16 protein-coding genes are annotated in these 26,402 nt (G+C 71.5%); 9 read left to right on the forward strand and 7 right to left on the reverse strand.

The window, feature by feature from the left end; all coding sequences use genetic code 11:
• Nucleotides 1-112 precede the first annotated feature (112 nt).
• On the reverse strand, nt 113-1,900 hold the full coding sequence (locus L3i22_RS13965; RefSeq protein WP_221327389.1) for a hypothetical protein: 1,788 nt from the start codon (nt 1,898-1,900) through the stop codon (nt 113-115).
• Nucleotides 1,897-2,652, reverse strand: coding sequence for an ABC transporter ATP-binding protein (locus L3i22_RS13970; RefSeq protein WP_221327390.1), 756 nt, complete (start codon nt 2,650-2,652; stop codon nt 1,897-1,899). Before L3i22_RS13970 ends, L3i22_RS13965 begins: the two co-directional genes overlap by 4 nt.
• 56 nt (nt 2,653-2,708) lie before the next feature.
• On the opposite strand from L3i22_RS13970, the gene L3i22_RS13975 reads away from it, so the two are divergent.
• From L3i22_RS13975 to L3i22_RS13995, 5 genes are all read left to right on the forward strand, one after another.
• Nucleotides 2,709-4,598 (forward strand): hypothetical protein, encoded by a 1,890-nt coding sequence (locus L3i22_RS13975; protein WP_221327391.1) that lies wholly within the window; start codon nt 2,709-2,711, stop codon nt 4,596-4,598.
• Nucleotides 4,599-4,839: 241 nt separating this feature from the next.
• The gene (locus tag L3i22_RS13980) at nt 4,840-7,722 is read left to right on the forward strand and encodes an FtsX-like permease family protein (RefSeq protein ID WP_221327392.1); all 2,883 of its coding nucleotides are present in this window, start codon (nt 4,840-4,842) and stop codon (nt 7,720-7,722) included.
• Nucleotides 7,719-10,358, forward strand: a complete 2,640-nt coding sequence (locus L3i22_RS13985; protein ID WP_221327393.1) for an FtsX-like permease family protein — start codon at nt 7,719-7,721, stop codon at nt 10,356-10,358. Before L3i22_RS13980 ends, L3i22_RS13985 begins: the two co-directional genes overlap by 4 nt.
• The gene (locus L3i22_RS13990) at nt 10,355-11,290 is read left to right on the forward strand and encodes an ABC transporter ATP-binding protein (protein ID WP_221327394.1); all 936 of its coding nucleotides are present in this window, start codon (nt 10,355-10,357) and stop codon (nt 11,288-11,290) included. Before L3i22_RS13985 ends, L3i22_RS13990 begins: the two co-directional genes overlap by 4 nt.
• Nucleotides 11,287-11,964, forward strand: a complete 678-nt coding sequence (locus tag L3i22_RS13995) for an ABC transporter ATP-binding protein (RefSeq protein ID WP_221327395.1) — start codon at nt 11,287-11,289, stop codon at nt 11,962-11,964. Before L3i22_RS13990 ends, L3i22_RS13995 begins: the two co-directional genes overlap by 4 nt.
• Before the next feature lie 182 nt (nt 11,965-12,146).
• On the opposite strand, the gene L3i22_RS14000 is transcribed toward L3i22_RS13995, so the two are convergent.
• The 4 genes from L3i22_RS14000 to L3i22_RS14015 all read right to left on the reverse strand — a co-directional run bounded on the left by L3i22_RS14000 (nt 12,147) and on the right by L3i22_RS14015 (nt 17,269).
• On the reverse strand, nt 12,147-13,061 hold the full coding sequence (locus L3i22_RS14000) for a carbohydrate ABC transporter permease (RefSeq protein ID WP_370644461.1): 915 nt from the start codon (nt 13,059-13,061) through the stop codon (nt 12,147-12,149).
• Complete coding sequence (locus L3i22_RS14005) at nt 13,058-14,005, reverse strand: carbohydrate ABC transporter permease (RefSeq protein WP_221329953.1); 948 nt, start codon at nt 14,003-14,005, stop codon at nt 13,058-13,060. Before L3i22_RS14005 ends, L3i22_RS14000 begins: the two co-directional genes overlap by 4 nt.
• Nucleotides 14,006-14,142: 137 nt before the next feature.
• Nucleotides 14,143-15,516 (reverse strand): ABC transporter substrate-binding protein, encoded by a 1,374-nt coding sequence (locus L3i22_RS14010; protein WP_221327397.1) that lies wholly within the window; start codon nt 15,514-15,516, stop codon nt 14,143-14,145.
• 388 nt (nt 15,517-15,904) lie between these two features.
• Nucleotides 15,905-17,269, reverse strand: a complete 1,365-nt coding sequence (locus tag L3i22_RS14015; RefSeq protein WP_221327398.1) for a UDP-glucose/GDP-mannose dehydrogenase family protein — start codon at nt 17,267-17,269, stop codon at nt 15,905-15,907.
• A gap of 355 nt (nt 17,270-17,624) precedes the next feature.
• Here L3i22_RS14015 and L3i22_RS14020 point away from each other — a divergent pair, with 355 nt between their 5' ends.
• The 4 genes from L3i22_RS14020 (at nt 17,625) to L3i22_RS14035 (ending at nt 25,714) form a co-directional block, all read left to right on the forward strand.
• Entirely contained in the window at nt 17,625-20,282 is a 2,658-nt protein-coding gene (locus L3i22_RS14020) for a cellulose binding domain-containing protein (RefSeq protein WP_221327399.1), read from the forward strand.
• 30 nt (nt 20,283-20,312) lie between these two features.
• Complete coding sequence (locus L3i22_RS14025; RefSeq protein WP_221327400.1) at nt 20,313-23,228, forward strand: glycoside hydrolase family 48 protein; 2,916 nt, start codon at nt 20,313-20,315, stop codon at nt 23,226-23,228.
• Nucleotides 23,229-23,232: 4 nt separating this feature from the next.
• Nucleotides 23,233-24,312, forward strand: a complete 1,080-nt coding sequence (locus L3i22_RS14030; RefSeq protein ID WP_221327401.1) for a lytic polysaccharide monooxygenase — start codon at nt 23,233-23,235, stop codon at nt 24,310-24,312.
• A 97-nt stretch (nt 24,313-24,409) separates the two neighbouring features.
• A complete protein-coding gene (locus tag L3i22_RS14035) occupies nt 24,410-25,714 on the forward strand; it encodes an SGNH/GDSL hydrolase family protein (protein ID WP_221327402.1) in 1,305 nt (434 codons plus the stop codon).
• Between the two features lie 23 nt (nt 25,715-25,737).
• On the opposite strand, the gene L3i22_RS14040 is transcribed toward L3i22_RS14035, so the two are convergent.
• Nucleotides 25,738-26,358 (reverse strand): L-threonylcarbamoyladenylate synthase, encoded by a 621-nt coding sequence (locus tag L3i22_RS14040; RefSeq protein WP_221327403.1) that lies wholly within the window; start codon nt 26,356-26,358, stop codon nt 25,738-25,740.
• Nucleotides 26,359-26,402: the final 44 nt, after the last annotated feature.

Here is a 26,402-nt window from a genome sequence, read left to right on the forward strand (position 1 = left end):
TCAGCCGGGCCCCCGCATTCACGCGCGAGGTTTACGCCACACCAATCCGGGAATGTCATATTTTTTCTGGACAATTCTGGCCGAACGGATGATTCGCGAATGGTCCGTTCCGCTATTGCCCGGCGGTGAGTGGGCGCCGCCCCCAGAGAACCAGCCCGGTCAGCAGCATCGCCGCCCCGAGCGCGACCATCCCCAGCGCCACCCCGGTCCGCGCGTCCCCGCCCAGGTGCGACGCCGCGATCCAGCCCCCGTGTGCCCCCAGGACCAGCACCAGCAGCCCCTGCGGCAGCACCGGGATCCACCCGGCCGTGAGCAGGACCAGCGCCCACGCGGTCGACCGGTTCTCCCGGTACCACCCGGGATCCCAGGTCAGCGGAACCGCCGGCGGCGGTGGCGCGCTGCGGTCCCCGGCGGCGGCCAGGATCTCGGTGCCCCGCCGGGCGAGCCGGTCGTCGGCCAGCCAGAGGGCACCCCGCCCGACCGCCACGCCGGTCACCAGGCCGACGATCGGCGCGAGCCAGCGCAGCCCGCCCGGCCCCCAGACGGCCAGGGCGAACGCCGGCGCGGCGGCCAGCAGCGGCCCGGTCATGGCGAGCAGCACGCTGATGATGTCGGTCGGGTTGTCGGCGGCGGTCGGGTGCCGCACGTCGCGGACCGGGCGGACCCGCAGCAGCGCCACCCAGACCGGGGTGGACGCGCCGGCGCCGAGCACCGCGGGCAGCACGGCCAGCGCCGGGAGCGGGTCCACGCCCGGGGCGACCAGGATCCCGGCGACGGTCAGCAGCACGCCGATCGGCAGCGCGAGGAGCAGCCAGGCCAGCGCCCGGCCCCGCGTCTCGGCGCCGGTGCCGCCCGGGGTGAGCAGCGGCATCCACAGCGCGGTGCCGTCCAGGCCGACCAGGCTCGCCGCCATCCCCGCGGCCCACAGCACGGCGAGCGGACCGGCCCAGGGCGCGAGCAGGGTCACGTGGGCGAGCAGGGGCAGCAGGCCGAGCAGGAGCCCGTAGACGACCGCGAACGTCAGGTACTGCAGCCGCAGCGGATGCCGTACCCAGGAGAGCAGTTCCCGGACCGTGACCGCGCGGATCGGACCCGGGGTCGCGCTGAACCGCGCGCGGTTGGTCGCCGGCCGGCGCGGGCTGAACGGCGCACCGGCCGTGATCACCCGGCGGACCAGCAGGGCGTACGCGGCGACGCCGCCCCCGACCAGCAGGGCCAGCCCGAGCAGCAGAGCGGTCGCGACGAGCGGCGTCGCGGTGGCCGCGGCCAGCGGCCAGTCGCTCGGGATCCGCTCCAGCGCGGCGAAGGTGGCCGGCGGCGGCCCGGTGATCAGCAGCAGGCCGATCCAGGGGGCCACCGCCCAGACGGAGCCGGAGACGCCCATCACCGCGCCGGTGAACAGTCCGGTGAGGACGGCGCCGACCGGCCCGGCGGCCCGCCCGACGGCTTCGACGGCGACGGCCGAGCCGGTCAGGCCGAGCAGCCAGAGCAGGACCGCCCCGAGTGCGGCGACCGCGGCCGCGCCGGGGCCGTGCTCGACCGCGGCGTGCACCGGCAGCGCGGCCAGGGCCAGGAGCGAGACGGCCGGGCCGATGCCGAGGGCCGACGCGGCGAGCAGGCCGATCGTCATCGGGGCGGCCGTGATCGGCTCGAGGCGCAGCTGGGCCGGGCGCAGCCGGCCGCGGGTCCCGCCGAGCAGCAGCGGGAGGACGATCCAGCCGAGGACCCAGGCCCCGGTGAGGATGGTGAGGGTGTGCCGGTCGCCGGTCACGGCGTACCGCAGGAGCCAGCCGGCCGCCAGCAGGCCGGCCAGCGCCGCGACCATCGGCGCCGGGTTCTCCCGCAGCGCGCGGCGCAGCATCGTCCACCGCATCCGGGCCAGCGTGGGGACCGCGCTCATCCGGGGATCAGCCAGGTCAGCTCGGCGGTGCCGGGCGCGTCGGCGCCGACGAGCTCGACGAAGCGCTCCTCCAGGCCGGCCGGGCCGGCCACCTCGCGGACCGGGCCGGCCGCGACGACCCGGCCCTGGTGGATCACCGTGACGTCGTCGCACATCTGCTCGACCAGCAGCATCGAGTGGGTGGACAGGACGGTCGTGCCGCCGCCGGCCACGAACCGGCGCAGCACCCGGCGGATCGCCGCGGCCGACACCGGGTCGACCGCCTCGAACGGCTCGTCGAGCACGAGCAGCCGCGGCGCGTGCAGCAGGGCCTGGGCGAGCCCGACCTTCTTGCGGGTGCCGGTGGAGCAGTCCGCGAGCGGCGTGGCGGCGCCCTTGGCCAGGCCGAGCACCTCGATCAACTCGGCGATCCGGTCGGCCGGGGCGGGGACGCCGCGCAGCCCCGCGCAGTAGTGCAGCAGCTCGGCGCCGGTGAGCCGCTCCGGGAAGTCCAGCCCGTCCGGCAGCACCCCGGTCAGCGCCCGGGCCCGCGGCCGGTCGGCGAGCGCGTCGCCGCCGAGCAGCCGGATCGTGCCGGCGTCCGGGCTGATCAGGCCGACCGCCATCCCGATCGTCGTCGACTTGCCGGCGCCGTTCGGCCCGACGATCCCGTGGAACGTTCCCGGTCGCACGGTGAGATCGACGTGATCCACCGCCCGGTACGTCCCGAAGGTCTTGGTCAGACCACGAATTTCCAGTGCGGCGTCATTCACAGGTTTACCCTAGTCAATGGCTTCCCAACGGTGGGGGTCAATGGAAATGTGTCCACATGAGATGGCGAACCCCTTTCCTGGCGACGCTCGTCGTGGCGCTGGTGACGGCGTCGGCGGGACCCGCCGGTGCGGCCGCGGCCTCGCCGCGCCTCGGCTACCTGGACCCCGGCGGCCAGCCCCGCCTGACCGAGAAGGTGCCGGTCAACGTGGTCTTCGTCGGCTACACGCCGAAGCGCTCGGACTTCCTCGCCGGGCTGTCGAAGACCTACGAGCCGGTGGTCCGCTCCCGGCTGGCCTACGGCGTGACCGAGAAGCTCGGCATCACCTACACCTACGACTACAAACTCAAATATACCGACAAGTCCTATCAGGACTCGTTCTTCCGGCAGCTCGGCAAGCTCGCCACCCCGGCCCCGCTGACCGCGTACCAGCAGGCCTACAACGACCAGGCGAAGAACGTCCTGGACATCACGTCCAACAACTACATCGACGCGCCGACCGTCGAGAAGTGGCTGGCCTTCCACCCGCCGGCCGGCGTGGACACCCGGCGCGACACGATCTACTTCATCAACTGGTACGGGCGCTCGGACTTCAAGTTCCACGTCTACACCAAGACCGGTGAGCCGGACCCGGACACCGGCTACGACTTCGGCAAGAACCGGGACAGCCGCAAGCTGATCGCCTGGGGCGGGACGACCGCCGACGACGAGGAGACCGGTCTCGGCGCGACCCGGCGGGTCTGGTTCCACGACCTGTCGGCCGGCCCGGAGTCCTGGACGTCCAACTACGACGTGGACAACGCGGACGTGGACGGCGACGGCGTCCCGGACTACCGGATGCCGCCGATCTGGGAGTACACCGGGAACGGCTTCCGGGACCCGAGCGAGCTTACCGGCGACCTCAGCAAGATCACCCGCTACGTGGCGCTGAACCTGCTGATGACCACGTCCCCGCTCTACCCGGTCGAGCTGCCCGGCGCGACCATGCCGAAGAGCATCAACGTGGACAGCAACACCTACGAGGGCTGGGCCGGGGTCGACGCCTCGAAGCAGTACCTCAAGCCGAAGCTGGTCACCCAGGAGCTGTCCGAGCTGCGCTGGCGCAACCGGCTCAGCGAGGACCAGCAGGATCTGCCGTACACCGCCGAGAACCAGGCCTGCTACCTCGGCGAGCTGGCCGACGAGTCGTGCTACCCGGACTCCGGCTACCCGGCGTTCGCCAACCTCTACCTCTACACCCGCGACCACCTCGCCGGCGTGCTCGACGGCAGGGCCGACTACGAGGTGCCGGTCTTCAACTACGCGGTCGGCGCGGGCATCGGCGTGCCGGCCCTCGGCTACGCCGACGACGACTGGGCGACCGGCGACCAGTCCTACGTCTTCTCGTTCATCTCGCCCGAGGTCGTCGCCAGCGGCTACGGCCTGACCACCACCCAGATCCACGAGGTCGGCCACCACCTGGGCATGTCGCACCCGCACGACGGCTACGACAGCGCCACCGGCGTCGACTACGGCCCGTCCGGCGACTTCCTGTTCGCCAACGCCGGCGACGAGAACAACACGATGATGAGCTACATCGACCTGAACTGGGACTTCAGCCAGTTCGACCGGGACAACAGCGACCGCTTCCTGACCGCCGCCTACTGGGAGGCGGCGAACCGGGTGGCCGCGACCGTGCCGAAGGGCAAGGGCTACACCTCGCTGCGGGTGGCCGACGCGCTGCTCGCCCTCTCCTCGAAGGCGTTCGCGAACCACGACTACCGGGCCGCGTACACCCTCGCCGAGAAGGCCTACTACAGCGTCGCCGCGATCCCGGGCGCCGGCACCGCCAAGGTCCAGGCCCAGCTCACGGCCGAGGCCAGCGCCGCCCGCAAGAACACCGACATCCACGACCCGCACGAGTTCATCGACACCCTCGCCCCGGACAGCCCGAGAAGCCAACCCTGAGCAAAATCCAGAGATTCATTTCCGACGCTGCGGCCAATAACTGATCGTCGCTCCCGCGGGGACCCTTCCGGGCCTCGCAGGGCGCGGGGCGCCCAGAACGCGAGGCCCTACAGGGCGACGTCCGAGGGTGGTTGCGGTCTTTAAAACCCAAAAGCGGAGGAACCGAACGGCTCACGGGTCCGGGCACTCGTGAGCCGTTCCCATCTGGCAAGATCCGCCGCATGCTCGAACCGGGGCGCCGATGGCGCTGATCCTCCGGCGTGCGGCAGCGGCGCGGGGGCTGCTCGCCGCAGCCGCCGCGGTCATGATCGCCGCAGTGCTCCTGCTCACCGGCCTCACCGCCTACGCCGCCGCCTCGGCCGGCGCCGGCGTGCGGGCCGCGGTCGCGATCGCCGATCCGGACGAGCTGTCCGTGCTGGTCCGCGGCGCGCTCGGCGCCGACCCGCAGGCCCGCGACGCGGCGATCCGGAAGGCCTACCCCGGCGCGCGGGTCAGCGCCGCCCAGTACGGCTCCGGCTGGGCCGTCAAGGGCCCCGCCGGAACCGCCGTCCCGGACTCGTCCGGTGTCGTCTACGCCTCGCTGATCCGCCTCGACGACCTGAGCGCCCACGCCGACCTGGTCTCGGGCGCCTGGCCGGCCGGGCCGAAACAGGTCGCGCTCGCCGAGCCGGCCGCCATCGCGCTCGGGCTCACCAGCGGGAAGACGCTGCGGCTGGAGGACCGGCGGACCGGCCGGGTGACCGCCCGCACGGTCAGCGCCGTGTGGCGCCCCAGGGACGCCGCCGACCCGTACTGGCTGCTCACCCCGGACGTCGCCGGCGGTCACCTGCCGCAGACGTCGACCTACGGGCCGATCGTCAGCTCCGAGCCGGGCTTCTTCACCGGCGCGTCCGGCGGCTGGCTGGTCGAACCGGACCTCGCCGCGCCGACGCTGGACTCGGTGCGCCGTACCGCCGCGGCAGTGACCTCGACCCGGGCGAACCTGCCGCAGGTCAGCGGCCTGGGGGCGTCGGCGACGATCAACACCGGCCTGCCCGACCTGGCCGACCGCCTGGACCGCGCCGACCTGGTCCGCCGCTCCACCCTGGTCACGCCGATGCTGCTGGTCGTGGTCCTCGGCGGCTACGCGCTGTCGCTGGTCGCGGTCCTGCTCGCGGAGTCCCGGCGCGGCGAGACCGCGCTGCTGCGGGCCCGCGGCGCGTCCCGCCGTCAGCTGACCGGCCTGGCCGCCGTCGAAGCGCTCGCCCTGGTGCTCCCGGCCGCCGCGATCGGCGCCCCGCTGGCCGTCACCCTGCTGCGCCTGCGCTACCCCGAGGTGCGGCTGGACGCCGGGGTGTGGCTGGTCGGCGCCCTGGTCGCGGTCGGTGGCCTGCTCGCGCTGACCGCGCCGGCGACCCGCCGCGGCGGCACCTACCTCGCCGAGACCTCGAGCCGCCGGCGCCTGCCGATGCTGCGCCGGGCCGGCCTGGACCTGGCCGTGGTCGCGCTGGCCGCGCTCGGCTGGCTGCAGCTGCGGCAGTACTCGGCGCCGGCCGCCGCGGGCGGCCTGGGCATCGACCCGCTGCTCGCCGCGGCCCCCACGCTCGGCGTGCTGACCGGCGCGGTCCTCGCGATCCGCCTGCTCCCGCCGGTCGCCCGGCTCGCCGCGGCCCGCCTGAACCGCGGCCGCGCCCGGGCCTCGCTGCTCGGCACCTGGCAGGCCGGGCGCCGCTCGCAGGCCGGCCCGATGGTGATGCTCGCCCTCGCGGTCGCCGCCGCCACCGTCTCCTGGTGCCTGGCCGCGACCGCCGAGCAGTCCCGGGTCGACCAGGCGGTCCAGGAGACCGGGGCGGACCTGCGCCTGGTCGAGGCCGGCGGCATCGCGCCCGCCGGCCGGGCCGAGGAGCTGGCGAAACTGCCCGGCGTCCGGGCCGTGGTCCCGGCCTGGCGCGACTCGGTGACGCTGACCGCCGGCAAGGACCCGGCCGAGGTGGTCGCCCTGGACGCGGCCGCCGCCGCGTCCACCGGCACCGTCCAGGCCCGCGACGACACCACCGGCGGCCCGGTCGGCGCGCTGATCGCGAAGCTCGCGGCGGCCGGCGGCGCAGGGACCACCCCGACACTGCGGCCCGGCCGGATCGTCAGCGACGGACCGGCCCGCACCACCGCGATCTTCGCCGACGGGCGCCGCGCCGACCTCGGCACCAGCGACCGCGGCACGCCGATCCGGCTCACCACGACCGTCCCCGGCCTGCTCGGCTTCCGGGTCGAGGCGATCGGCGAGAAGACCGTGCACTGGCGGATCAGTGGCCAGGACGGCTACTGGCAGTCGGCCGCGGCGAACCCGTTGATCGGCCCCACCTTCCCGATCGAGGGCAGCGTCTCGCTCGTGCAGAAAGCGGACTGGAAGCCGGTGCCGATCGCGATCACCCCGGCCACCCGGGCCGCGCTCGGCGACTTCAGCCAGCTCCAGGTCGGTGGTGTGTCGGTGCCGGTCACCGTGATCGCCACCGTCGACCAGGTGCCCGGCACGACCGCCGCGGCGGCGATCCTCGCCGACCGGGGCGCGCTGGACGCCCGGCTCTTCCAGGGCTACGGCATCCTGCACGGCACCGGCGAGTGGTGGATCAGCGGGCATCCGGACCCCACCGGGCTGTCCGGCCTGCAGGTCTTCGACCAGCGGGCGCTCGCCGCCGGCGGGGACCCGTTCGGCGACGCGGCCCGGGTCGCGCTGTTCGGTGCCGCGCTCGGCGCGATGCTGCTCGCCGCGGCCGGCATCGCCGCGGACGCCCGGGCCACCGCCCGGCACCGCTCGGTCGAGCTGGCCGTGCTGAACACGCTCGGCGCCGGCCCGCGGCTGCTGGCCCGCTCGATGATCGTCGAGCAGGCGCTGCTGGCCGGGTTGGGCGCGCTCGCCGGCCTCGGCGTCGGCCTGCTGGTCGCGGCCGCGATGGCGCCGCTGCTGGTGCTCACCCCGGCGGCCCGCCGCCCGGTGCCGGACGCGCTCCTGGAAGTCCTCTGGGGCCGGACCGTCGGCAGCGCCGTCCTGCTGGTCGTGATCGCCCTCGGGGTCAGCGCGATCACCGCGGTGTCCGCCACCCGGCGCCTCCCGGCGTCCCGCCTGCGTCTGGGGGAGGACCGATGATCGTCCTGCGCCGTGCCCGCGCCTTTCTCGGGCAGCTGCTGCTGCTCGCGGTGCTCGGCGGGCTGACCGCGTTCCTGGTCTCCGGCCCGGCCCGGCTGGCCAACGGCCGTACCGACGACGGCCTGCGCGGTGACATCCGCAAGCTGGCCGCCGCCAACCGCGACCTCACCTTCTCCGGCGTGCACGCCGGCGGGGAGGTGAGCTCGGCGACCGCGGCCGGCCGGCTCCCGGTGATCCAGGAGGGGCTGCGCGCCCCGCTGCCGAGCCTGATCGACGGCTCCTGGTACATCGCCGAGACCGGGCTGAACCCGATCCTGCCCACCGGCTCCCCGTCCAAGTCCTGCCCGAACGTGGCGGTGCTGCGCTACGAGCCGGCCACCGCCGCGGCGATCCGGATCGTCGGCGGGCGGGCCGCCGCCTCCGGTGAGATCCCCGAGGTGATGGTCGGCGAGGACGCGGCCCAGGCGCTCGGGCTCAAGGTCGGCGACCGGATCACCATGAGCACCCGGTTCGCCGACACCCGGATGCGCGTCTCCGGCGTGTTCGCCCCGGCGAACCCGGCCGACCCGGTCTGGTCCGACCAGCAGCTGGTCAAGGGCGGCTGCCCGAACCCGCTGGACGGCCTCCGGGAGGAGGCGACGCTGCTCACCGACCTGCCCGGCGCCCGGACGGCCGGCGCCGAGCTCGACGACCTCACCGACCGGTGGCGGTACCGGCTGGACGAGAACCGGATCACCGCCGACCAGGTGGACACGCTGACCAAGGCGGTCGCCGAGACCCGGCGCACCCCGCCGGAGAAGACCTCGATCCAGAGCAGCGTGGACAACACGCTCGCCGACTTCGACGGGCAGGTACGGGCGGTGCAGTCGCTGCTCGCGGTGGTGCAGGCCGGCATCCTGGCCACCGCGGCCGGGCTGATCCTGCTGGCCGCGCGGCTGATGACGGACCGCCGGCGGGCCGAGTTCGCCCTGCTCCGGGCCCGTGGCGGCGCGGTCCGCGCGGTGGCCGCCCGGACCCTGCAGGAGGTGCTGGTCGTGGTCCCGGCCGCGATCGCGCTCGGCTGGCTGGGCGGCACGCTCGTGCCCGGCCGGGCCGACGACGTCGAGCCGGTGCTGGTCGGGCTGGTGGCGCTGCTGACGGTGCTGGCCGCGCCGGTCGCCGCGGCCCTGGCCGCCCACCGCCCGTCGTTCTCCGGGCACCGGACCGACGCCGCCACCCGCCCGTCGCCGCGCCGGCTGACCGCCGAGGGTTTCCTCGTGCTGCTCGCGGCCGGCGCCGTCTACCTGGTCCGGCTGCGCGGGTTGAGCTCGGGGGCGGGCGTGGATCCGTACCTGATCGGGGCTCCTGTTCTTCTTGCCCTGGCCGCTTCGGTGGTGGCGCTGCGCGGGGTGCCGGTCCCGCTGCGCTGGGCCGGGCGGATCGCGGCCCGGGCCCGCGGCGCGATCGCCTTCCTCGGGCTCAGCGGCGCCGGGCGCGCGCCGCTGCACTCCGGACCGCTCGCCGTGCTGGTCGTGGCGATCGCGACCGGCCTGTTCACCGGCACCGTGACCAGCACCGTCAGCAGCGCCCGGGACCGTGCCGCGAACCTGGCGGTGCCGGCCGACGCGGTGGTCAGCGGCTTCTACTTCACCCCGGAGACCGCCCAGCGGATCGCCGCGCTGCCGCACGTCAGCCGGGCCACGCCGATGCTGCTCTCGGCCGGCTCCGAGGTGCGCGGCGACGCGAGCGTCAACATCCTGCAGGGCGAGGCGATGGTGGTGGACGCGGCCACCGCCGGGCTGGACCTGCCGGCCGTGCTCACCGGCGCGGTCAAGACCACCGGGCCGGTGCCCGCGGTCCTGTCGCCGCACCTGGCCGCCCAGGTCGGGACCGGCGGCACGGTCGAGGTGCTGGGCCGGGCCTACAAGTTCACCGTCGCCGGGGTCAGCGCCCAGGTGCCCGGCCTGCCCGCCGGGACGCGGGACTTCCTCGTGCTGCCGCAGCAGGCCATGCCGATCCCGGACTACCAGCCGGTCCAGCCGAACCGGATCCTGGTCGACGGCGCCGGGTTCGACCAGGCGCAGCTCCGGGCGACCGCCGACGCCGGCCAGGTCGAGCAGCTCAAACGGGCCACCGGGCGGGTCATCGAGGCCGGTCAGCTGGCCGTGCCGGCGAGCGTGGTCACCTGGCGGTCGTACCGGGCCGGGCTGGACAACCAGGGCGTCGACGGCGCGCTGAGCTTCACCTTCACGGCCGGGATGATCGCGGCGGCGGTGCTGTCGCTGACCGCGGTGGCGCTCGCCGTGCTGACCGGGGCACCGGCCCGGGGCCGGACGCTGTCCCGGCTGCGGACCATGGGCCTGTCCCCGGGGCAGGGCCGGCGCCTGCTGATCTTCGAGCTGGTGCCGCTGATCGCGGTGGCGGTGGTCGCCGGCGGCCTGGCCGGGTTCGCGCTGCCCTCGCTGATCGGGCCGGCGCTGGACCTGGGCGGGTTCACCGCCGGGGTCACCGCCGGGACCAGGCTCGACCCGTGGTTCGCCGGCGGGGTGCTGGCCCTGGCCGTCGTCGCGGTGATCGCCGCGCTCGCCGTGGAGAACGTCGCCAACCGTCGTCTGCGCCTCGGTACGGTGCTGCGGCTCGGAGAGGAGCAGTCGTGACTTCTGATCTTGCTGATCTGGAGAGGCGGGCTGCGGAACGGGCCGTGGCCCGGGCCGGGGGACAGGACCGGCTCAGCGGGCACATCGTCTGCGACGGGCTGGTCCGGATCTTCCGGACCGAGGGCGTCGAGGTGGTCGCGCTGCAGGGCCTGGACCTGGTCGTCGACCGCGGTGAGCTGCTCGCGGTGGTCGGCGCGTCCGGCTCCGGCAAGTCGACGATGCTGAACATCCTGTCCGGGCTGGACGAGCCGACCGCCGGGATCGCCAAGGTGGCCGGCTTCGACCTGCTCGGCATGACCGCGAAGAAGCGTCTCGAGTACCGCCGCCGGATCGTCGGGTTCGTCTGGCAGCAGACCGCGCGGAACCTGCTGCCGTACCTGACCGCTCGGGAGAACGTCGAGCTGCCGATGCGGCTGGCCGGCACCCGGCGCCGGCGGAAGGCGGACGAGCTGCTGGAGATGGTCGGTGTCGCGCATCGCGCGGGGGCCCGGCCGGCCGAGATGTCCGGTGGTGAGCAGCAGCGGGCCGCGGTCGCGGTCGCCCTGGCCAACGACCCCGAGGTGCTCTTCGCCGACGAGCCGACCGGTGAGCTGGACGAGGCCACCGCCGACGAGGTCTTCGGCGCGCTGCGGACGGTCAACGCCGAGCTCGGGGTCACCGTCGTGGTGGTCACCCACGACCGGGCCGTGGCCGACCAGGTCCGCCGCGCGGTCGCGATCCGGGACGGGAAAACCGCTTCGGAGGTACGGCGTTCCGCCCGGCTCGCCGAGGACGGCACCGAGCACCACGTCTCCGAGGAGTACGCGGTGCTGGACCGGGCCGGTCGCCTGCAGCTGCCGGCCGCCTTCGTCGAGGCCCTGGAGCTGCGGGACCGCGTCCGCCTCAACCTCGAGCCCGACCACGTCGAAGTCCGTCCGGGGGAGTCATCATGAGCGTCGTCGAGGTGTCCGGGCTGTCGCGTGCCTACGGGACCGGCGAGCGTGTCGTGCACGCGCTGTCCGAGGTGTCGTTCAGCGCCGCGAAGGGCGAGCTGGTCGCCGTCCGGGGCCGCTCCGGCGCCGGCAAGACCACCCTGCTGAACCTGATCGGCGGCCTGGACCGCCCGTCCACCGGCCGGATCGCGGTCGCCGGGAAGGACGTCACCGGCGCGGCCGAGTCCGACCTGCTGGAGTTGCGCCGGGACACGATCGGCTTCGTGTTCCAGTCGTTCGGCCTGATCCCGATCCTGTCCGCGGCGGAGAACGTCAGCATCCCGATGCGCCTGGCCAGACGGGACCCGCGCGAGCGCGACGAGCGGGTGTCGGTCCTGCTGGAGCTGGTCGGCCTCGGCGGCCAGGCGAACCAGCGCCCCGGCGAGCTCTCCGGCGGCCAGCAGCAGCGCGTCTCGCTGGCCCGGGCGCTGGCCAACGACCCGGACCTGCTGATCGCCGACGAGCCGACCGGTCAGCTCGACTCGGACACCGGCCGCGCGATCATGGACCTGCTCCGCGCGGTGGTCGACGCCCGGGGCATGACCGCCCTGGTCGCCACCCACGACCCCAACCTGATCGACCGCGCCGACCGGGTCCTCAGCCTGCGCGACGGCCGGCTGGTCGACTCCCTCTGACCGCCCCTGGGCGAGCGCAGGGCGCGGGGTGAGTGGGCCGCAGCGTCGCGGCGTGTGGCGACGGGGGTGCGGGGGTGCGGTCGGGGCGCGGCTACGGCCGTACCCAAGAAGGGTTTGCCGGAAAAGCGAACCGGGGCCGCACCCGAAAGGCGCGACCCCGGCCGGGGTGGAACTGCGAGCGCTCAGCCCTTGACGCTGCCCGCGAGCAGGCCGCGGACGAAGTACCGCTGGAGGAGCAGGAACACCGTCACCGGCACGATGATCGAGACGAACGTGCCGGACGACAGCAGGTGCCAGGCCGTGCCGCGGGTACCGGTGAGGTTGGCCAGCTGCAGGGTGATCGGGGCGACCGTGTCGCCGCCGCCGGCGAAGACCAGGGCGACCAGCAGGTCGTTCCAGACCCACAGGAACTGGAAGATGCCGAAGGCCGCCAGGGCCGGGGTGAGCAGCGGCAACATCACCTTGAAGAAGATCGACACGTGGCCCGCGCCGTCCACCCGGGCCGCCTCGATGAGGGTCGCCGGGATCTCCTTGATGAAGTTGTGCAGCAGGTAGATCGCCAGCGGCAGGGCGAACGTGGAGTGCGCCAGCCACAGCGGCCAGAACGTCCCGCTGATGCCGGCCTTCACGAAGAGGGTCAGCAGCGGGATCAGGGTGACCTGCAGCGGGACGATCTGCAGGGCGAAGACCGCGACGAACAGGATGTTCTTGCCGCGGAAGTTGATCCAGGCGAACGCGTACGCCGCCAGCGAGGCCAGCGCGAGCGGGATCAGCACCGAGGGGATGCAGATGATCAGCGAGTTGACGAAGTAGGTGCCCAGGTTGACCCCGGTGTCACTGTCGAAGACCGCGCGGTAGTTGTCCAGCGTCACCTCGGGGTTGGTGAAGAACGTCCACCAGCCCGTCCGCTTGATGGCCAGCTCCGGGCGGAACGACGAGAGCAGCAGACCGAACGTCGGGAGCGTCCACAGGATCGCGATCACGATCGCGGCCAGCGACGCCCACGGCGAGCTGAGCCGCTTCTTGGCCCTCGCGGCGGGGCTTTCGGGAACAGCCTTGAGTTCCGGCGTGGTCGCCAGCGGTGTGGCCGTCATCATGCCTCCTGACGGACTTGGCGGATGTTGTACACGATGATCGGGATGACCAGGATGAACAGCACCACGGCGAGCGCCGCGGCCAGACCCTGGTTGTCGGCCCGGATGAGCTGGCTGTAGAACTCGTTGGCGATGACGCTGGTCTTGAAGTTACCGCCGGTCATCGTGCGGACCACGTCGAACACCTTGAGCGTGCCGATCGCCAGCGTGGTCAGCACCACCACGATGGTGGTCCGGACGCTGGGCAGCGTGATCTTGAAGAACATGCTCCACGGGTTGACGCCGTCGAGGCGGGCGGCCTCGATGATCTCGTCCGGGATCGCCTTGATCGCGGCCGAGAGGATCGTCATCGCGAAGCCGCACTGGATCCAGATGAACACCACGATCAGCAGCAGGGTGTTCAGGTGCCAGACCCCGCCGTCGGTGATCAGCAGGTTGACCGGCTTGCCGCCGAGCCAGACGAAGATCTGGTTGAGCAGCCCGATCTGCTTCACGTTGGGCTGGTCGACGCGGTACTCGTAGACGAACTTCCAGATCACGCCGGCGGCCACCATCGAGATCGCCATCGGCAGGAAGACCAGCGCCTTGGCGAGCGACTCGAACCGGGACTTGTCGACCAGGATCGCGTAGATCAGGCCGATCCCGGTGGCGAACGGCGGGACCAGCAGCACCCAGATGATGGTGTTGCCCAGCACCTGGAGCTGGTCCTTGTCGGTCAGGATCGTCTTGTAGTTGTCGACGCCGATGAACGAGCTGCCCTGCGCGTCGAAGAACGACTCGTAGACGGTCCGCAGGCCGGGGTAGACCAGGCCGACGGCCAGCAGCAGCACGACCGGGAGCAGGTAGAGGTAGCCGACCCAGTTGTCGGCGCGCTTGCCGCGGACCCGGCTGGCAAAGAAGAGGATGACTCCCATGACGGCGGCGAACAGCAGCAGCGCGGCCAGCATCTGGAGAAGTTTTTCAGGGGTGGTGCTCGCAGTGGAAAACACGCGACCCGGACCTCCTTCGTGTTTCCGAGGGGAAAGAGGGCGATGGCCGGCCGGGATGCTGGACGCATCCCGGCCGGCCTCGGAGTACTAACTGCTTACTTCTTGGGCCACGCGGCTTCGATGTTGTTCACCGTGGTCTGCGTGTCCTGACCGGTGATCCAGGCCGTGGCCTGCTTCCAGAACGCGTTCGAGCCGACCGCGGCGGGCATCTGGTCCGAGCCGTCGAACCGGAACTGCGCGTTCGGGTCCTGCAGGATCTTCGCGGAGAGCGCGTCGATCGGGTTGGTCAGGTTCTCGATCTTGAGACCCTTGTTGGCGCTCACCCAGCCGCTCGACGCCTTGGCCTTGAGGTTCGCCCAGGTGTCGGTGGAGAGGAAGTACTGGAACGCCTTGACCTCGGGACGGTCGGCGAAGGCCAGCACGAACTCGCCACCACCCAGAACCGGCTTCGACGAGGCGTCCTTGCCCGGCAGGTAGAAGGCGTAGATGTCGCCGTCTTCCGCGATCTTGGTGCCCTTGGGGAAGTTCGCCGCGTAGAACGAGGCCTGGCGGTGCAGCGAGCAGGTGCCCTCGAGGATCTGCAGGCCGGCGTCCTGGAACGTGGTGGACGCGATGCTCTTGATGTCGCCGAGACCGCCGTTGACGTACTTGTCGTTCTTCAGGTACGAGCCGACCGCGTCCCACGCCGCGATGTCCTCGGGGCTGTTGAACGGGGTCTCGTGCTTGACCCACTTGTCGTACGCGTCCACGCCGTTGAGGCGCAGCATGAAGTCCTCGACCCAGTCGGTGACCGGCCAGCCGGTGGCGTCACCGGAGCCGATGCCCGCACACCACGGCTTGGAGCCGGTTGCGGCGATCTTGTCGCTGAGGGTCTTCAGCTCGTCCAGCGTGGTCGGGACGGTGTAGCCCTTCTCGGTGAACTCCTTGGGGGAGTACCACACGAGGGACTTCACGTTGGCGCCCAGCGGCGCGGCATAGAACTTGCCGTCGACCGTGCCGTACGCCTTCCAGTCCTTGCCGAACCACTTGTCGGTGTTGTCGGCGACCTCCTTGGGGGCCTCGACCGCCTTACCGGTGGCGACCAGCTGCTGCAGCAGACCCGGCTGCGGAACATATGCCAGGTCCGGCGGGTTGCCGGCCTTCGCCCGCACCAGGATCTGGGTCTCGAAGGACTTGTCGCCCTCGTACTTGATCGTGACGCCGGTGCACTTCTCGAAAGGCTCGTACGACTTCTTCTGCGGGGTGTCCTCCGGCGTGACGATGCCGGTGTAGACCGAGACCGTCTTGCCCTTGAGGTCGCCGAACTGGGTGAACTGCGCGCAGTCGATGCCTGACGCCGAAGTATCGGTGGAACCGCTCGTGTCGTCGCTCTTGTCGCCGCCACACGCGGCCAGGCTGAAGATCAGCCCGGCGCTGAGGGCACCGGCGAGCGCGACTCGAGATCGCGAACTCCCACTGTGACCGAACATACCGCTCCCTATGTCTTGACGCGCCTCCGGCGTCTGGCGACGCCGCCGTCCGAAGCGCTTCTTGACCAACAGTCAAGAGGTAACCAGCAAGTTGCGCAATGATTTCCGCGTGATCGAGTCGGTAACGATATAGCTGCGATGGCGGGGCACCTTAACCGGTTAAGAAGATTGACGGAAGAGTCTACTTGCGCTGGGACTCTTTAAACCGATTTATCCGGACTAAGGGATCATGGTACGAGCGGTGAGTCGGTTTTGTTGGGCTTCCTGAGAACCCATCTGATACGCCGTTCGCGGGAACCCACTTCACGCCCCAACTGGAGAAGCCCGGACAAAAGGAAACCGCCGTGGCGAATCGCCACGGCGGTCGGGTGGAACGGGGGAGCGGCGGTCAGCCGGCGACCGCCACGTACTTGAAGCCCAGGCGGCGCATCCGCTCGGCGTCCAGCGCGTGCCGGCCGTCGAGCACCAGCGGGTTGCGCATCAGGCCGACGAACTTGCTCCAGTCCAGCTCCAGGTACTGCGCCCACTCGGTGACCAGCACGACCGCGTCGCAGTCGTCGAAGACGCCGTCCAGGGTCTCGCTCAGGTACGGCGCCAGCTCCGGCTGCTCCCGGCGGAAGCGCTCCCCGGCGACCGGGTCGTGCAGCCGCACCCGGGCGCCCCGGGCCAGCAGCAGGTTCGCGATGTCCAGCGACGGCGAGTCGCGCAGGTCGTCGGTGTTCGGCTTGAAGGCCAGGCCGAGCAGGCCGATCTTGCGGCCCTTGAGGATCCGCAGCTCGTCCTGCAGCCGCTCCACGGCGATCGCGCGCTGGCGCTGGTTGACCTCGCGGGCCGCCTTCACGATCGGCATCTCGAGGTTGTACTCGCTCGCGGTGGCGACCAGCGCCTTGGTGTCCTTGCCGAAGCAGGAGCCGCCCCAGCCGACGCCGGGCTGCAGGAACCGGGAGCCGATCCGCTGGTCCAGGCCCATGCCGCGGGCGACCTCGGTGATGTCGGCGCCGACCTTCGCGGCCAGCTGGCCGATCTCGTTGACGTAACTGATCTTGAGGGCCAGGAACGCGTTGGCCGCGTACTTGATCAGCTCGGCCGAGGCCAGGTCGGTGGAGACCAGCGGGACCGCGGTGGCGTCCTCCGGCCGGGCCAGGAAGGTCGGCGGCGTGAACGTCTGGTTGATGATCGGCCGGTAGAGCCGGTTCAGCACCTCGAGGCTGCGCGGGTTGTCCGAGCCGATCACGATCCGGTCCGGGTACAGCGTGTCCGCGATGGCGTTGCCCTCGCGCAGGAACTCCGGGTTCGAGGCGACCGCGAACTCGACGCCGGCCGGGCGGTCCGCGCGCTGGGCGAACGACTCGCGCAGGATCGCGTCCACCCAGTTGCCGCTGCCGATCGGCACGGTCGACTTGTTCACCACGACGGTGAAGTCGTGGTCCAGCGACTGGGCCACGCTCTCCGCGGCCGAGCGCAGGAAGCGCAGGTCCGGGCTGCCGTCGGCGGCCGACGGGGTCTGCACCGCGACGAAGACCACGTCCGCGCCGGGCACGCCCTCGTCGTAGTCGGTGGTGAAGCTCAGGTTGGGCGCCGCCTCGGCGAGGAGCTCCTCCATCCCGGGCTCGTAGATCGGGCATTTGCCGGCGCGCAGCATGTCGACCTTGTGCTGGTCGAGATCCACGCACGTCACCTCGTGCCCCAGGAAGGCGAGGCTGACGCCGGTGGTCAAACCGACATAGCCGGTACCCACAACGCAAACCTTCATGCAATCTCCTCCACCGCTACGCCGGGCCGTCGTCACGCCGTGTACCGGTCAATTCGCCGCCGATGGCTGCGGGCCCGACCGGTAGGTGCTGGCCCGCGCATTCCGCCGAATGATACACAGCCGCCTCTCCAGCAACTTGTCGCAGCTCACGGCACTCGAATCCGAGGAAACCGCGCTGACCAGGGGTGTTACCCCGGTCGTCGTAGATCGAACCTCGTCGTTCACCCAAATGTTGCTCTCCGTAGTTGAACGGCGACGGGTCACGCATGTTTCAGGTTCTTGACAGGAAGATGACGGGGACGGACGCTTTGGGAGCGCTCCCACCTTCATGTACGTCGATGGAAGGTATCCCCCTATGAGAAGGTCCCCCGGCGGCGCCCTGGTCGCCGCACTGGTGGTCGCCGCCACCGCGGTCGCCGTCGTCACCACCGGGCCGATGTCCGCCACGGCGGCCGGCACCGACCCGTACGCCTGGAAGAACGTCCGGATCGACGGCGGGGGCTTCGTTCCCGGTGTGGTCTTCAACCCGGGCGAGCAGAACCTGATCTACGCGCGCACCGACATCGGCGGCGCGTACCGCTGGACCCAGTCGACCCAGAGCTGGACCCCGTTGCTGGACTGGGTGGGCCAGGACGACTGGGGTCACAACGGCGTGCTGAGCATCGCCCCCGACCCGGTGCAGACCGGCCGGGTCTACGCCGCGGTCGGCATGTACACCAACAGCTGGGACCCGAACAACGGCGCCATCCTCCGGTCCACCGACAAGGGTGCCACCTGGGCGCAGACCAACCTGCCCTTCAAGATCGGCGGCAACATGCCCGGGCGGGGCATGGGCGAGCGGCTCGCGGTCGACCCGGTGAACGACAAGAACGTCTACTTCGCGGCCGAGGGCGGCAACGGCCTCTGGCGCAGCACCGACTACGGCGTCACCTGGGCAAAAGTGGGAAATTTCCCGAATGTCGGAAACTACGTTCAGGATCCCACGGACACCAACAACTACCTGAACCAGAACCAGGGCCTGACCTGGGTCACCTTCGGCGCGGCCGGCCGGATCTTCGTCGGCGTGGCGGACAAGGACAATCCGGTATATACGAGTACGGATAGCGGCGCCACCTGGAGCCGGGTCGCCGGTCAGCCGACCGGCTATCTAGCCCACAAGGGCGTTATTTCCGGAAATTACCTCTTCATCGCGACCAGTGACACCGGCGGCCCCTACGACGGCGGAGCGGGCCAGGTCTATCGCCTGGACCTCACGACCGGCGCCTGGACGGACATTTCGCCCACCCCGGTCGCCGACCGCTACTACGGCTACTCCGGCCTGACCGTGGACAAGCAGCACCCCGGCACGCTCATGGTCGCCACCCAGATCTCCTGGTGGCCGGACGCGATCTTCTTCCGCAGCACCGACTACGGCGCCACCTGGACCCGCGCCTGGGACTGGACCAGCTACCCGAGCCGCTCCAAGCGCTACACCCTGGACATCTCGGCGAACCCGTGGCTGGACTTCAACAGCACCGCGCAGGCGCCCGAGGAGAGCCCGAAGCTCGGCTGGATGAACGAGTCGCTCGCGATCGACCCGTTCGACTCGAACCGGATGCTCTACGGCACCGGCGCCACCCTCTACGGCACCACCGACCTGACCAAGTGGGACTCCGGCGGCACGATCACCATCAAGCCGACCGCCAAGGGCATCGAGGAGACCGCGGTCCTCGACCTGGCCAGCCCGCCCACCGGCGCGCCGCTGGTCAGCGCGCTCGGTGACGTCGGCGGCTTCTACCACGCCGATCTCGACACGGTGCCGGCCAACTTCCACGACACCCCGAGCCTGGGCAGCAACACCAGCCTGGACTTCGCCGAGCTCAGCCCGAGCTTCTTCGTCCGGGTAGGCAACGCCGACGCGGCGCCGCACATCGGCATCTCCAACGACGGCGGCAAGACCTGGTACCAGGGTCAGGAGCCGTCCGGAGTGACCGGCGGCGGCACCGTCGCGGTCGGCGCCGACGCGAACAACGTGGTCTGGTCGCCGGCCGGCACCGGCGTCTACTACTCGACCACCCGGGGCAGCACCTGGACCGCCTCGACCGGGCTCCCGGCCGGCGCGATCGTCGAGAGCGACCGGGTCAACCCCAAGACCTTCTTCGCGTACGCCGCCGGCAAGTTCTACACCAGCACGGACGGCGGCGCCACGTTCACCGCGCAGTCGGTGGCCCTGCCGACGACCGGGCGCCTGCACCTGAAGGCCGTCCCGGGCGTCACCGGCGAGGTCTGGGTGGCCGGCGGCACCGGCCTGCTCCGCTCCACCGACGCGGGCAAGACCTTCACCTCGGTCTCGAACACCGTCACCGAGGGCGTCAACGTCGCGTTCGGCAAGGCCGCGCCGGGCGCCACCCACCCGGCGGTCTTCCTGGTCGGCACGGTGGACGGGGTCGACGGCGTGTTCCGCTCCGACGACACCGGCGCCACCTGGGTCCGGATCAACGACGACAAGCACCAGTACGGCAACGCCGGCGACGCCCTGGCCGGCGACCCGCGCATCTGGGGTCGCGTCTACCTGGGCACGAACGGCCGCGGCATCCTCTACGCCGACCGCACCGGCCCGGTCCCGTCGGCGTCGGCCACCTCCGCCTCGCCGTCGCCCTCGGTGACCCCGTCCGCCTCGGTCTCACCCTCGGCCTCCCCGTCCACGTCCCCCTCCACCGGGGCCGGCTGCACCGCGGTCTACAAGGTGACCGGCTCCTGGACCGGCGGCTTCCAGGGCGAGGTCACGGTCACCAACAACGGGACTTCGGCCACCACCGGCTGGACCGTCAAGTGGACCTGGACGGCCGGCCAGACCGTCACCCAGAGCTGGGGCGGGACCGCCACCCAGTCCGGCACCGCGGTGACCGTCACCAACGCGTCCTACAACGGCGCGCTCGCGTCCGGGGCATCCACCACGTTCGGATTCCTCGGCGGCACCACCGGCACCACCAATCCCGTCCCGTCCCCCGTCTCCTGCTCCCGCGTCCCCTAGGAGGACACCCCCGTGAGACCGTCCTGGTTTTTGAGGAGCCAACGCCTGCGACGCAGGCTGGCCGTCCTCGGCGTCGCCGTCCTGGGCGCCGGCGCGGCCTTCGTCGCCGGCGGGCCACCCGCCTACGCCGCCGCCGGCTGCGCCGTCGTCTACAAGGTGCAGAGTCAGTGGACCGGAGGGTTCACCGGCGACATCGCCATCACCAACTCCGGTGACCCGCTGACGTCCTGGAAGCTCGAGTACGACTTCCCGGACGCCGCCCAGAAGGTCACCCAGGGCTGGAGCGGCGTCTACGCCCAGTCCGGCCAGCACGTCACGATCACCAACGCGTCCTGGAACGGCACGCTCGGCACCGGGGCCTCCACCAGCACCGGTTTCAACGGGACGTTCGGCTCCACCAACCCGGTGCCGACCGCGTTCACGCTGAACGGGGCGCCCTGCAACGGCTCGGCCGCCGCGCCGACCGTGGCGATCAGCAGCCCGGCCGCGAACACCCGCTACACCGCGCCGGCGTCGATCCCGATCGCGGCCACCGCCACCCCGGCGAGCGGGCAGAGCATCGCGAAGGTCGAGTTCTACCACGACGGCCTGCTGCTCGGCACCGACACGGCCGCGCCGTACGCGTACACCTGGACCGGCGTGCCGGCCCAGACCGCGGCCTACCACCTGCAGGCCATCGCGTACGACAGCGCCGGCATCAAGAGCACCACCGCCGACGTGCCGGTCTTCGTGGACGCCTCGACCAGCCCGGCGATCGTCGCCGACGCCACGTCGGCGACCCTCGAGCCCGGGGCGAGCGGGTCGTTCAAGGTCGCGCTGAGCGCGGCGCCGAGCGCGAACGTCACCGTCGCGGTGGCCCGCAGCGCCGGCTCCACCGCGGTCACCGCCACCCCGGCCACGCTCACCTTCACCTCGTCGAACTGGAGCACCGGCCAGGCCGTCACGATCGCGGCGGCCAGTACGGCGACGGTCGGCGACACGGCCACGATCACGGCGACGTCCAGCGGGTACACCGCGGCGAACGTCGCGGTGACGGTGGTCAAGGCCGGCGCGGTCGACGCCCGGTTCACCCAGATGTACAACGACATCAAGAACTCGGCCAACGGGTACTTCAGCCCGGAGGGCGTGCCCTACCACTCGATCGAGACGCTGATCGACGAGGCGCCCGACCAGGGGCACGAGACCACCAGCGAGGCGTTCAGCTACTGGCTGTGGCTGGAGGCCGAGCACGGGCAGAGCACCGGGGACTGGGCGCCGTTCAACAGCGCCTGGTCGACGATGGAGAAGTACATCATCCCGTCGCACGCCGACCAGCCGACCAACGCCAACTACAACGCGGCGAAGCCGGCCACCTACGCGGCCGAGTACCCGCTGCCCTCGCAGTACCCGTCACAGCTGGACACGTCCGTGTCGGTCGGCTCGGACCCGCTGGCCGCGGAGCTGAAGAGCGCCTACGGCACCGACGACATCTACGGCATGCACTGGCTGCTGGACGTGGACAACACGTACGGCTTCGGCCACTGCGGGGACGGGACCAGCCGGGTCACGTACATCAACACGTTCCAGCGTGGCGCCCAGGAGTCGACCTGGGAGACCGTCCCGCAGCCGTCCTGCGACACGTTCAAGTACGGCGGCCCGAACGGCTACCTCGACCTGTTCACCAAGGACACGTCGTACGCCAAGCAGTGGAAGTACACCAACGCCCCGGACGCCGACGCCCGGGCCGTGCAGGCCGCCTACTGGGCGAACACCTGGGCCACCGCCCAGGGCAAGCAGTCGCAGATCTCCACCGCCGTGGCCAACGCCGCGAAGATGGGCGACTACCTGCGCTACTCGTTCTACGACAAGTACTTCAAGCAGCCCGGCTGCACGTCCACGTCGTGCGCGGCGGGCACCGGCAAGAACGCCTCGAACAACCTGATGTCCTGGTACTACGCCTGGGGCGGCGCCACCGACACGTCCGCGGGCTGGGCGTGGCGGATCGGCTCCAGCACCAGCCACTTCGGCTACCAGAACCCGATGGCGGCGTACGTGCTGTCCAACGTCTCGGCGTTCGCGCCGAAGTCACCGACCGCCAAGGCGGACTGGCAGGCCAGCCTGAACCGGCAGCTGGAGTTCTACCAGTGGCTGCAGTCCTCCGAGGGCGCCATCGCCGGTGGCGCGACCAACAGCTGGAACGGCAACTACTCGGCCCCGCCGTCCGGCACCCCGACGTTCTACGGCCTGTCGTACGTCGAGGCCCCGGTCTACGCCGACCCGCCGTCCAACCAGTGGTTCGGCATGCAGACCTGGTCGCTGGAGCGGCTGGCCGAGTACTACTACACGACCGGTGACACCAAGGCCAAGTCGGTGCTGGACAAGTGGGTGCCGTGGGCGCTCGCGAACTCCACGATCAGCGCCACCAGCTTCTCGATCCCGTCCGACATGGCGTGGTCCGGCAAGCCCAACACCTGGAACCCGTCCAGCCCGGCCGCGAACACCGGCCTGCACGTGACGGTCACCAGCAAGGGCCAGGACCTCGGCGTGGCCGGCTCGTTCGCCAAGCTGCTCAGCTACTACGCGGCCAAGTCCGGCGACGCGACGGCGAAGACGGCGGCCAAGAACCTGCTCGACGCGATCTGGACGCACAAGGACGCGAAGGGCGTCTCGGTCACCGAGACGCGGGCCGACTACAACCGGTTCGACGACGTCTACAACGCCAGCACCGGCCAGGGCCTCTACATCCCCCAGGGCTGGACCGGCAAGATGCCCAACGGCGACGTGATCGCCCCGGGCAAGTCGTTCCTCGACATCCGCTCCTTCTACAAGAACGACCCGGACTTCCCCAAGGTCCAGGCGTATCTCAACGGTGGGGCCGCGCCCACCTTCAACTACCACCGGTTCTGGGCCCAGGTCGACGTCGCCACCGGCTACGCCGACTTCGCCCGGCTGTTCCCGAACGGGTGATCGCATGAGAATTGTCCGTATTCTGGCGGCGGTGGCACTGGCCACCGCGGCCGGGATCCTCGCCCTCCCGGCGGCCGCTCAGGCACACGGGGCACTGCAGGTACCGGGCAGCCGGACCTGGCTCTGCTACCAGGACGGCCGCAACCCCACCACCGGCGCGATCGAGCCGAAGAACGCGGCCTGCGCCGCCGCGGTCGCCCAGAGCGGCGTCAACTCCCTCTACAACTGGTTCGCCGTGCTCCGCTCGGACGGCGCCGGCCGGGTCAGCGGTTTCCTCCCGGACGGTCAGCTGTGCAGCGGCGGGACCGGTGGGCCGTACAACTTCACCGGCTTCAACCTGGCCCGCGACGACTGGCCGCAGACCCACCTGACCGCCGGGGCCAGCGTCGAGTTCCGCTACAACGACTGGGCCAAGCACCCCGGCACGTTCTACCTGTACATCACCAAGGACGGCTACGACCCGACCAAGCCGCTCGCCTGGAGCGACCTCGAGCCGACGCCGTTCACCCAGGCGACCGACCCGGCGGTGATCGGCGGGCCGGGCACCGACGACGGCCACTACTACTGGACCGGGAAGCTGCCGTCGAACAAGACCGGCAAGCACCTGATCTACTCGGTCTGGGCCCGCTCGGACAGCCAGGAGACCTTCTACGGCTGCTCGGACGTCGTCTTCGACGGCGGTAACGGCGAGGTCACCGGGGTCGGCACCACGCCGACCTCACCGTCCCCGTCGACGTCGGCCAGCCCGTCCCCGTCGACGTCGACCCCCGGCGGGGGCACCGGCACCGGCTGCACCGCGATGTACAACGTCACGTCGGCCTGGTCCGGCGGGTTCCAGGGTCAGGTCATGGTGCACGCCGGCACCACCGCGGTGAACGGCTGGCGGGTCGACTGGACCTGGCCGGGGACGCAGACCCTGGCCACCATCTGGAGCGCCAAGGCGACCAGCAGCGGCTCACTGGTCACCGCGACCAACGAGACGTGGAACGGCTCGATCGCGGCCGGCAGCTCGACCACGTTCGGGTTCCTCGGTTCCGGGACCGCCCCGGCCACCGTCCAGAATCTGACCTGCTCGACCGGGTGATTCCCACGATCCGGGGGTGTGCGAGTGTCACACCCCCGGATCGGCTTCATCACGGACACTTGACGGTGTTGCGTCCGTTTCCTACGTTGCGGTCATCTTGCGAACAGAACTCTTCCCCGACCTGGGTCGTGCCGCGACGCGGCGTGCCCTGATCCTCGGTGGCGTCGGCGCGGCCACGCTGATCGCCACCCCGGGCAACGCCGAGCCGCAGCGCTCGGTCCGCTCGGAGACGCCGTGGACCGGCACCTGGACCACCGCGCCGACCGCGGCGGCGCCCGGCCTGAGCCCGATCGCGGCGGACACCACCGTGCGCCAGGTGGTGCACCTGAGCCTCGGCGGCGACCAGCCGCGGATCCGGCTGACCAACGAGTACGGCACCGAGGCGGTGCATCTCGGCGAGGTCTGGACCGGGGTGCGGGCCGGCGGCCCGAACAGCAGCGCGATGTGGCCGGCCACGATCCGCCCGGTCACCTTCGGCGGCGCCGCCGAGGTCGTCCTCAAGGGCGGGGAGAGCCGGGTCAGCGACCCGATCCCGAACCTGTCGATCGCGCCCGGCGACGACCTGGTGATCAGCTTCCACCTGCCGGAACGGACCCTGACCGGTACGCTCAGCCCGCGCTCGTTCCAGATCAACCACCTGCTGGCCGGCAACTTCGCGGCCGCCCCGTTCCCGGCCGGCGGCGCCAACCTCACCCGGTACGTGCTGCTCGGCGGGGTCAGCGTGCGGACCGCGGGCCCGAGCTCGGCGGTCGTCGCGTTCGGCGACTCGATCACCTGCGGGACCAAGACCACGGTGAGCGCCAACCAGCGCTGGCCCGACCTGCTGGCCGCCCGGATCCGGGCCGGCGGGCTGCCGCGTGGCGTGCTGAACGCCGGGATCGGCGGCAACCAGCTGCTCACCGGGGCGGAGATCCCGGTGCCCGCGGGCGGCGGCGCCGGCGGGCAGTCGGCGGCCGAGGCGGCGAGTGTCGGCAACGGCCCGGCCGGCCTGCGCCGCTTCGACCACGACGTGCTGGCCCAGCCCGGCGTCGCCTACGTGATCACCCTGATCGGGGTGAACGACATCGGTCACGGCGCCGGCGCGGACGCGCTGATCGCCGGCCACCGGGAGCTGATCGCTCGCGGCCGGGCGGCCGGGCTCCGGGTCTACGGCGGCACCCTGCTGCCGTTCGCCGGCAGCCTCTACGACCGGGGCCACCAGCGCGGCGTGCGGACCACGCTGAACCGGTGGATCCGGGAGGGCGGCGAGTTCGACGCGGTCGTCGACTTCGACGCGGCGGTCCGCGACGGGACGAACCCGGAACGGCTCTGGGCCGGCTTCGACGGCGGCGACCACCTGCACCTCAACGACACCGGGATGCTGGCCCTGGCCTCGGCGGTGCCGCTGGAGCTGCTCAGATAGCGGTTGCTCGTCTCAGGTAGCGGTTACTCGTCGAACCGGGACGGGTCGCCGGCGCCGACCCGCAGGATCTCCGGGACGCCGCCGGACAGGTCGATCACCGTGGTCGGCTCGGTGCCGCACTCGCCCTCGACCACCGCGTCCACCGCGTGGTCCAGGGCCTCCTTGATCTCCCAGGCCTGCGTCATCGGCTCGGCCTCGCCGGGCAGCAGCAACGTGCTGGAGACCAGCGGCTCGCCCAGCTCGGCGAGGATGGCCTGGGCGGTCGTGTGCGCGGTGATGCGTACGCCGACCGTCTTCTTCTTGGGGTGCAGCAGACGCCGCGGCACCTCTTTGGTCGCGGGCAGGATGAACGTGTACGGCCCCGGCGTGCTCGCCTTCACCGCCCGGAACAGCGCGTTGTTGATCTGCACGAACTGCCCTAGCTGGGCGAAGTCGTGGCACATCAGCGTGAAATGGTGCTTGTCGTCCAGATGCCGGATGGTGCGGATCCGGTCGAGCCCGTCCTTGTTGCCCATCCGCGAGCCGAGCGCGAAGCAGGAGTCCGTCGGGTAGGCGATCAGCCCGTCCGCACGGATCAGGTCCACGATCTGGTGAATGGTCCGGGCCTGCGGATTGTCCGGATGCACGTCGAAGTACTTCGCCACTCCGCCCAGCTTAGGCCGTCGCCCGCCGGGCCCGCGTCCAACCT

It is taken from the genome of Actinoplanes sp. L3-i22 (assembly GCF_019704555.1).
Classification (GTDB): domain Bacteria; phylum Actinomycetota; class Actinomycetes; order Mycobacteriales; family Micromonosporaceae; genus Actinoplanes.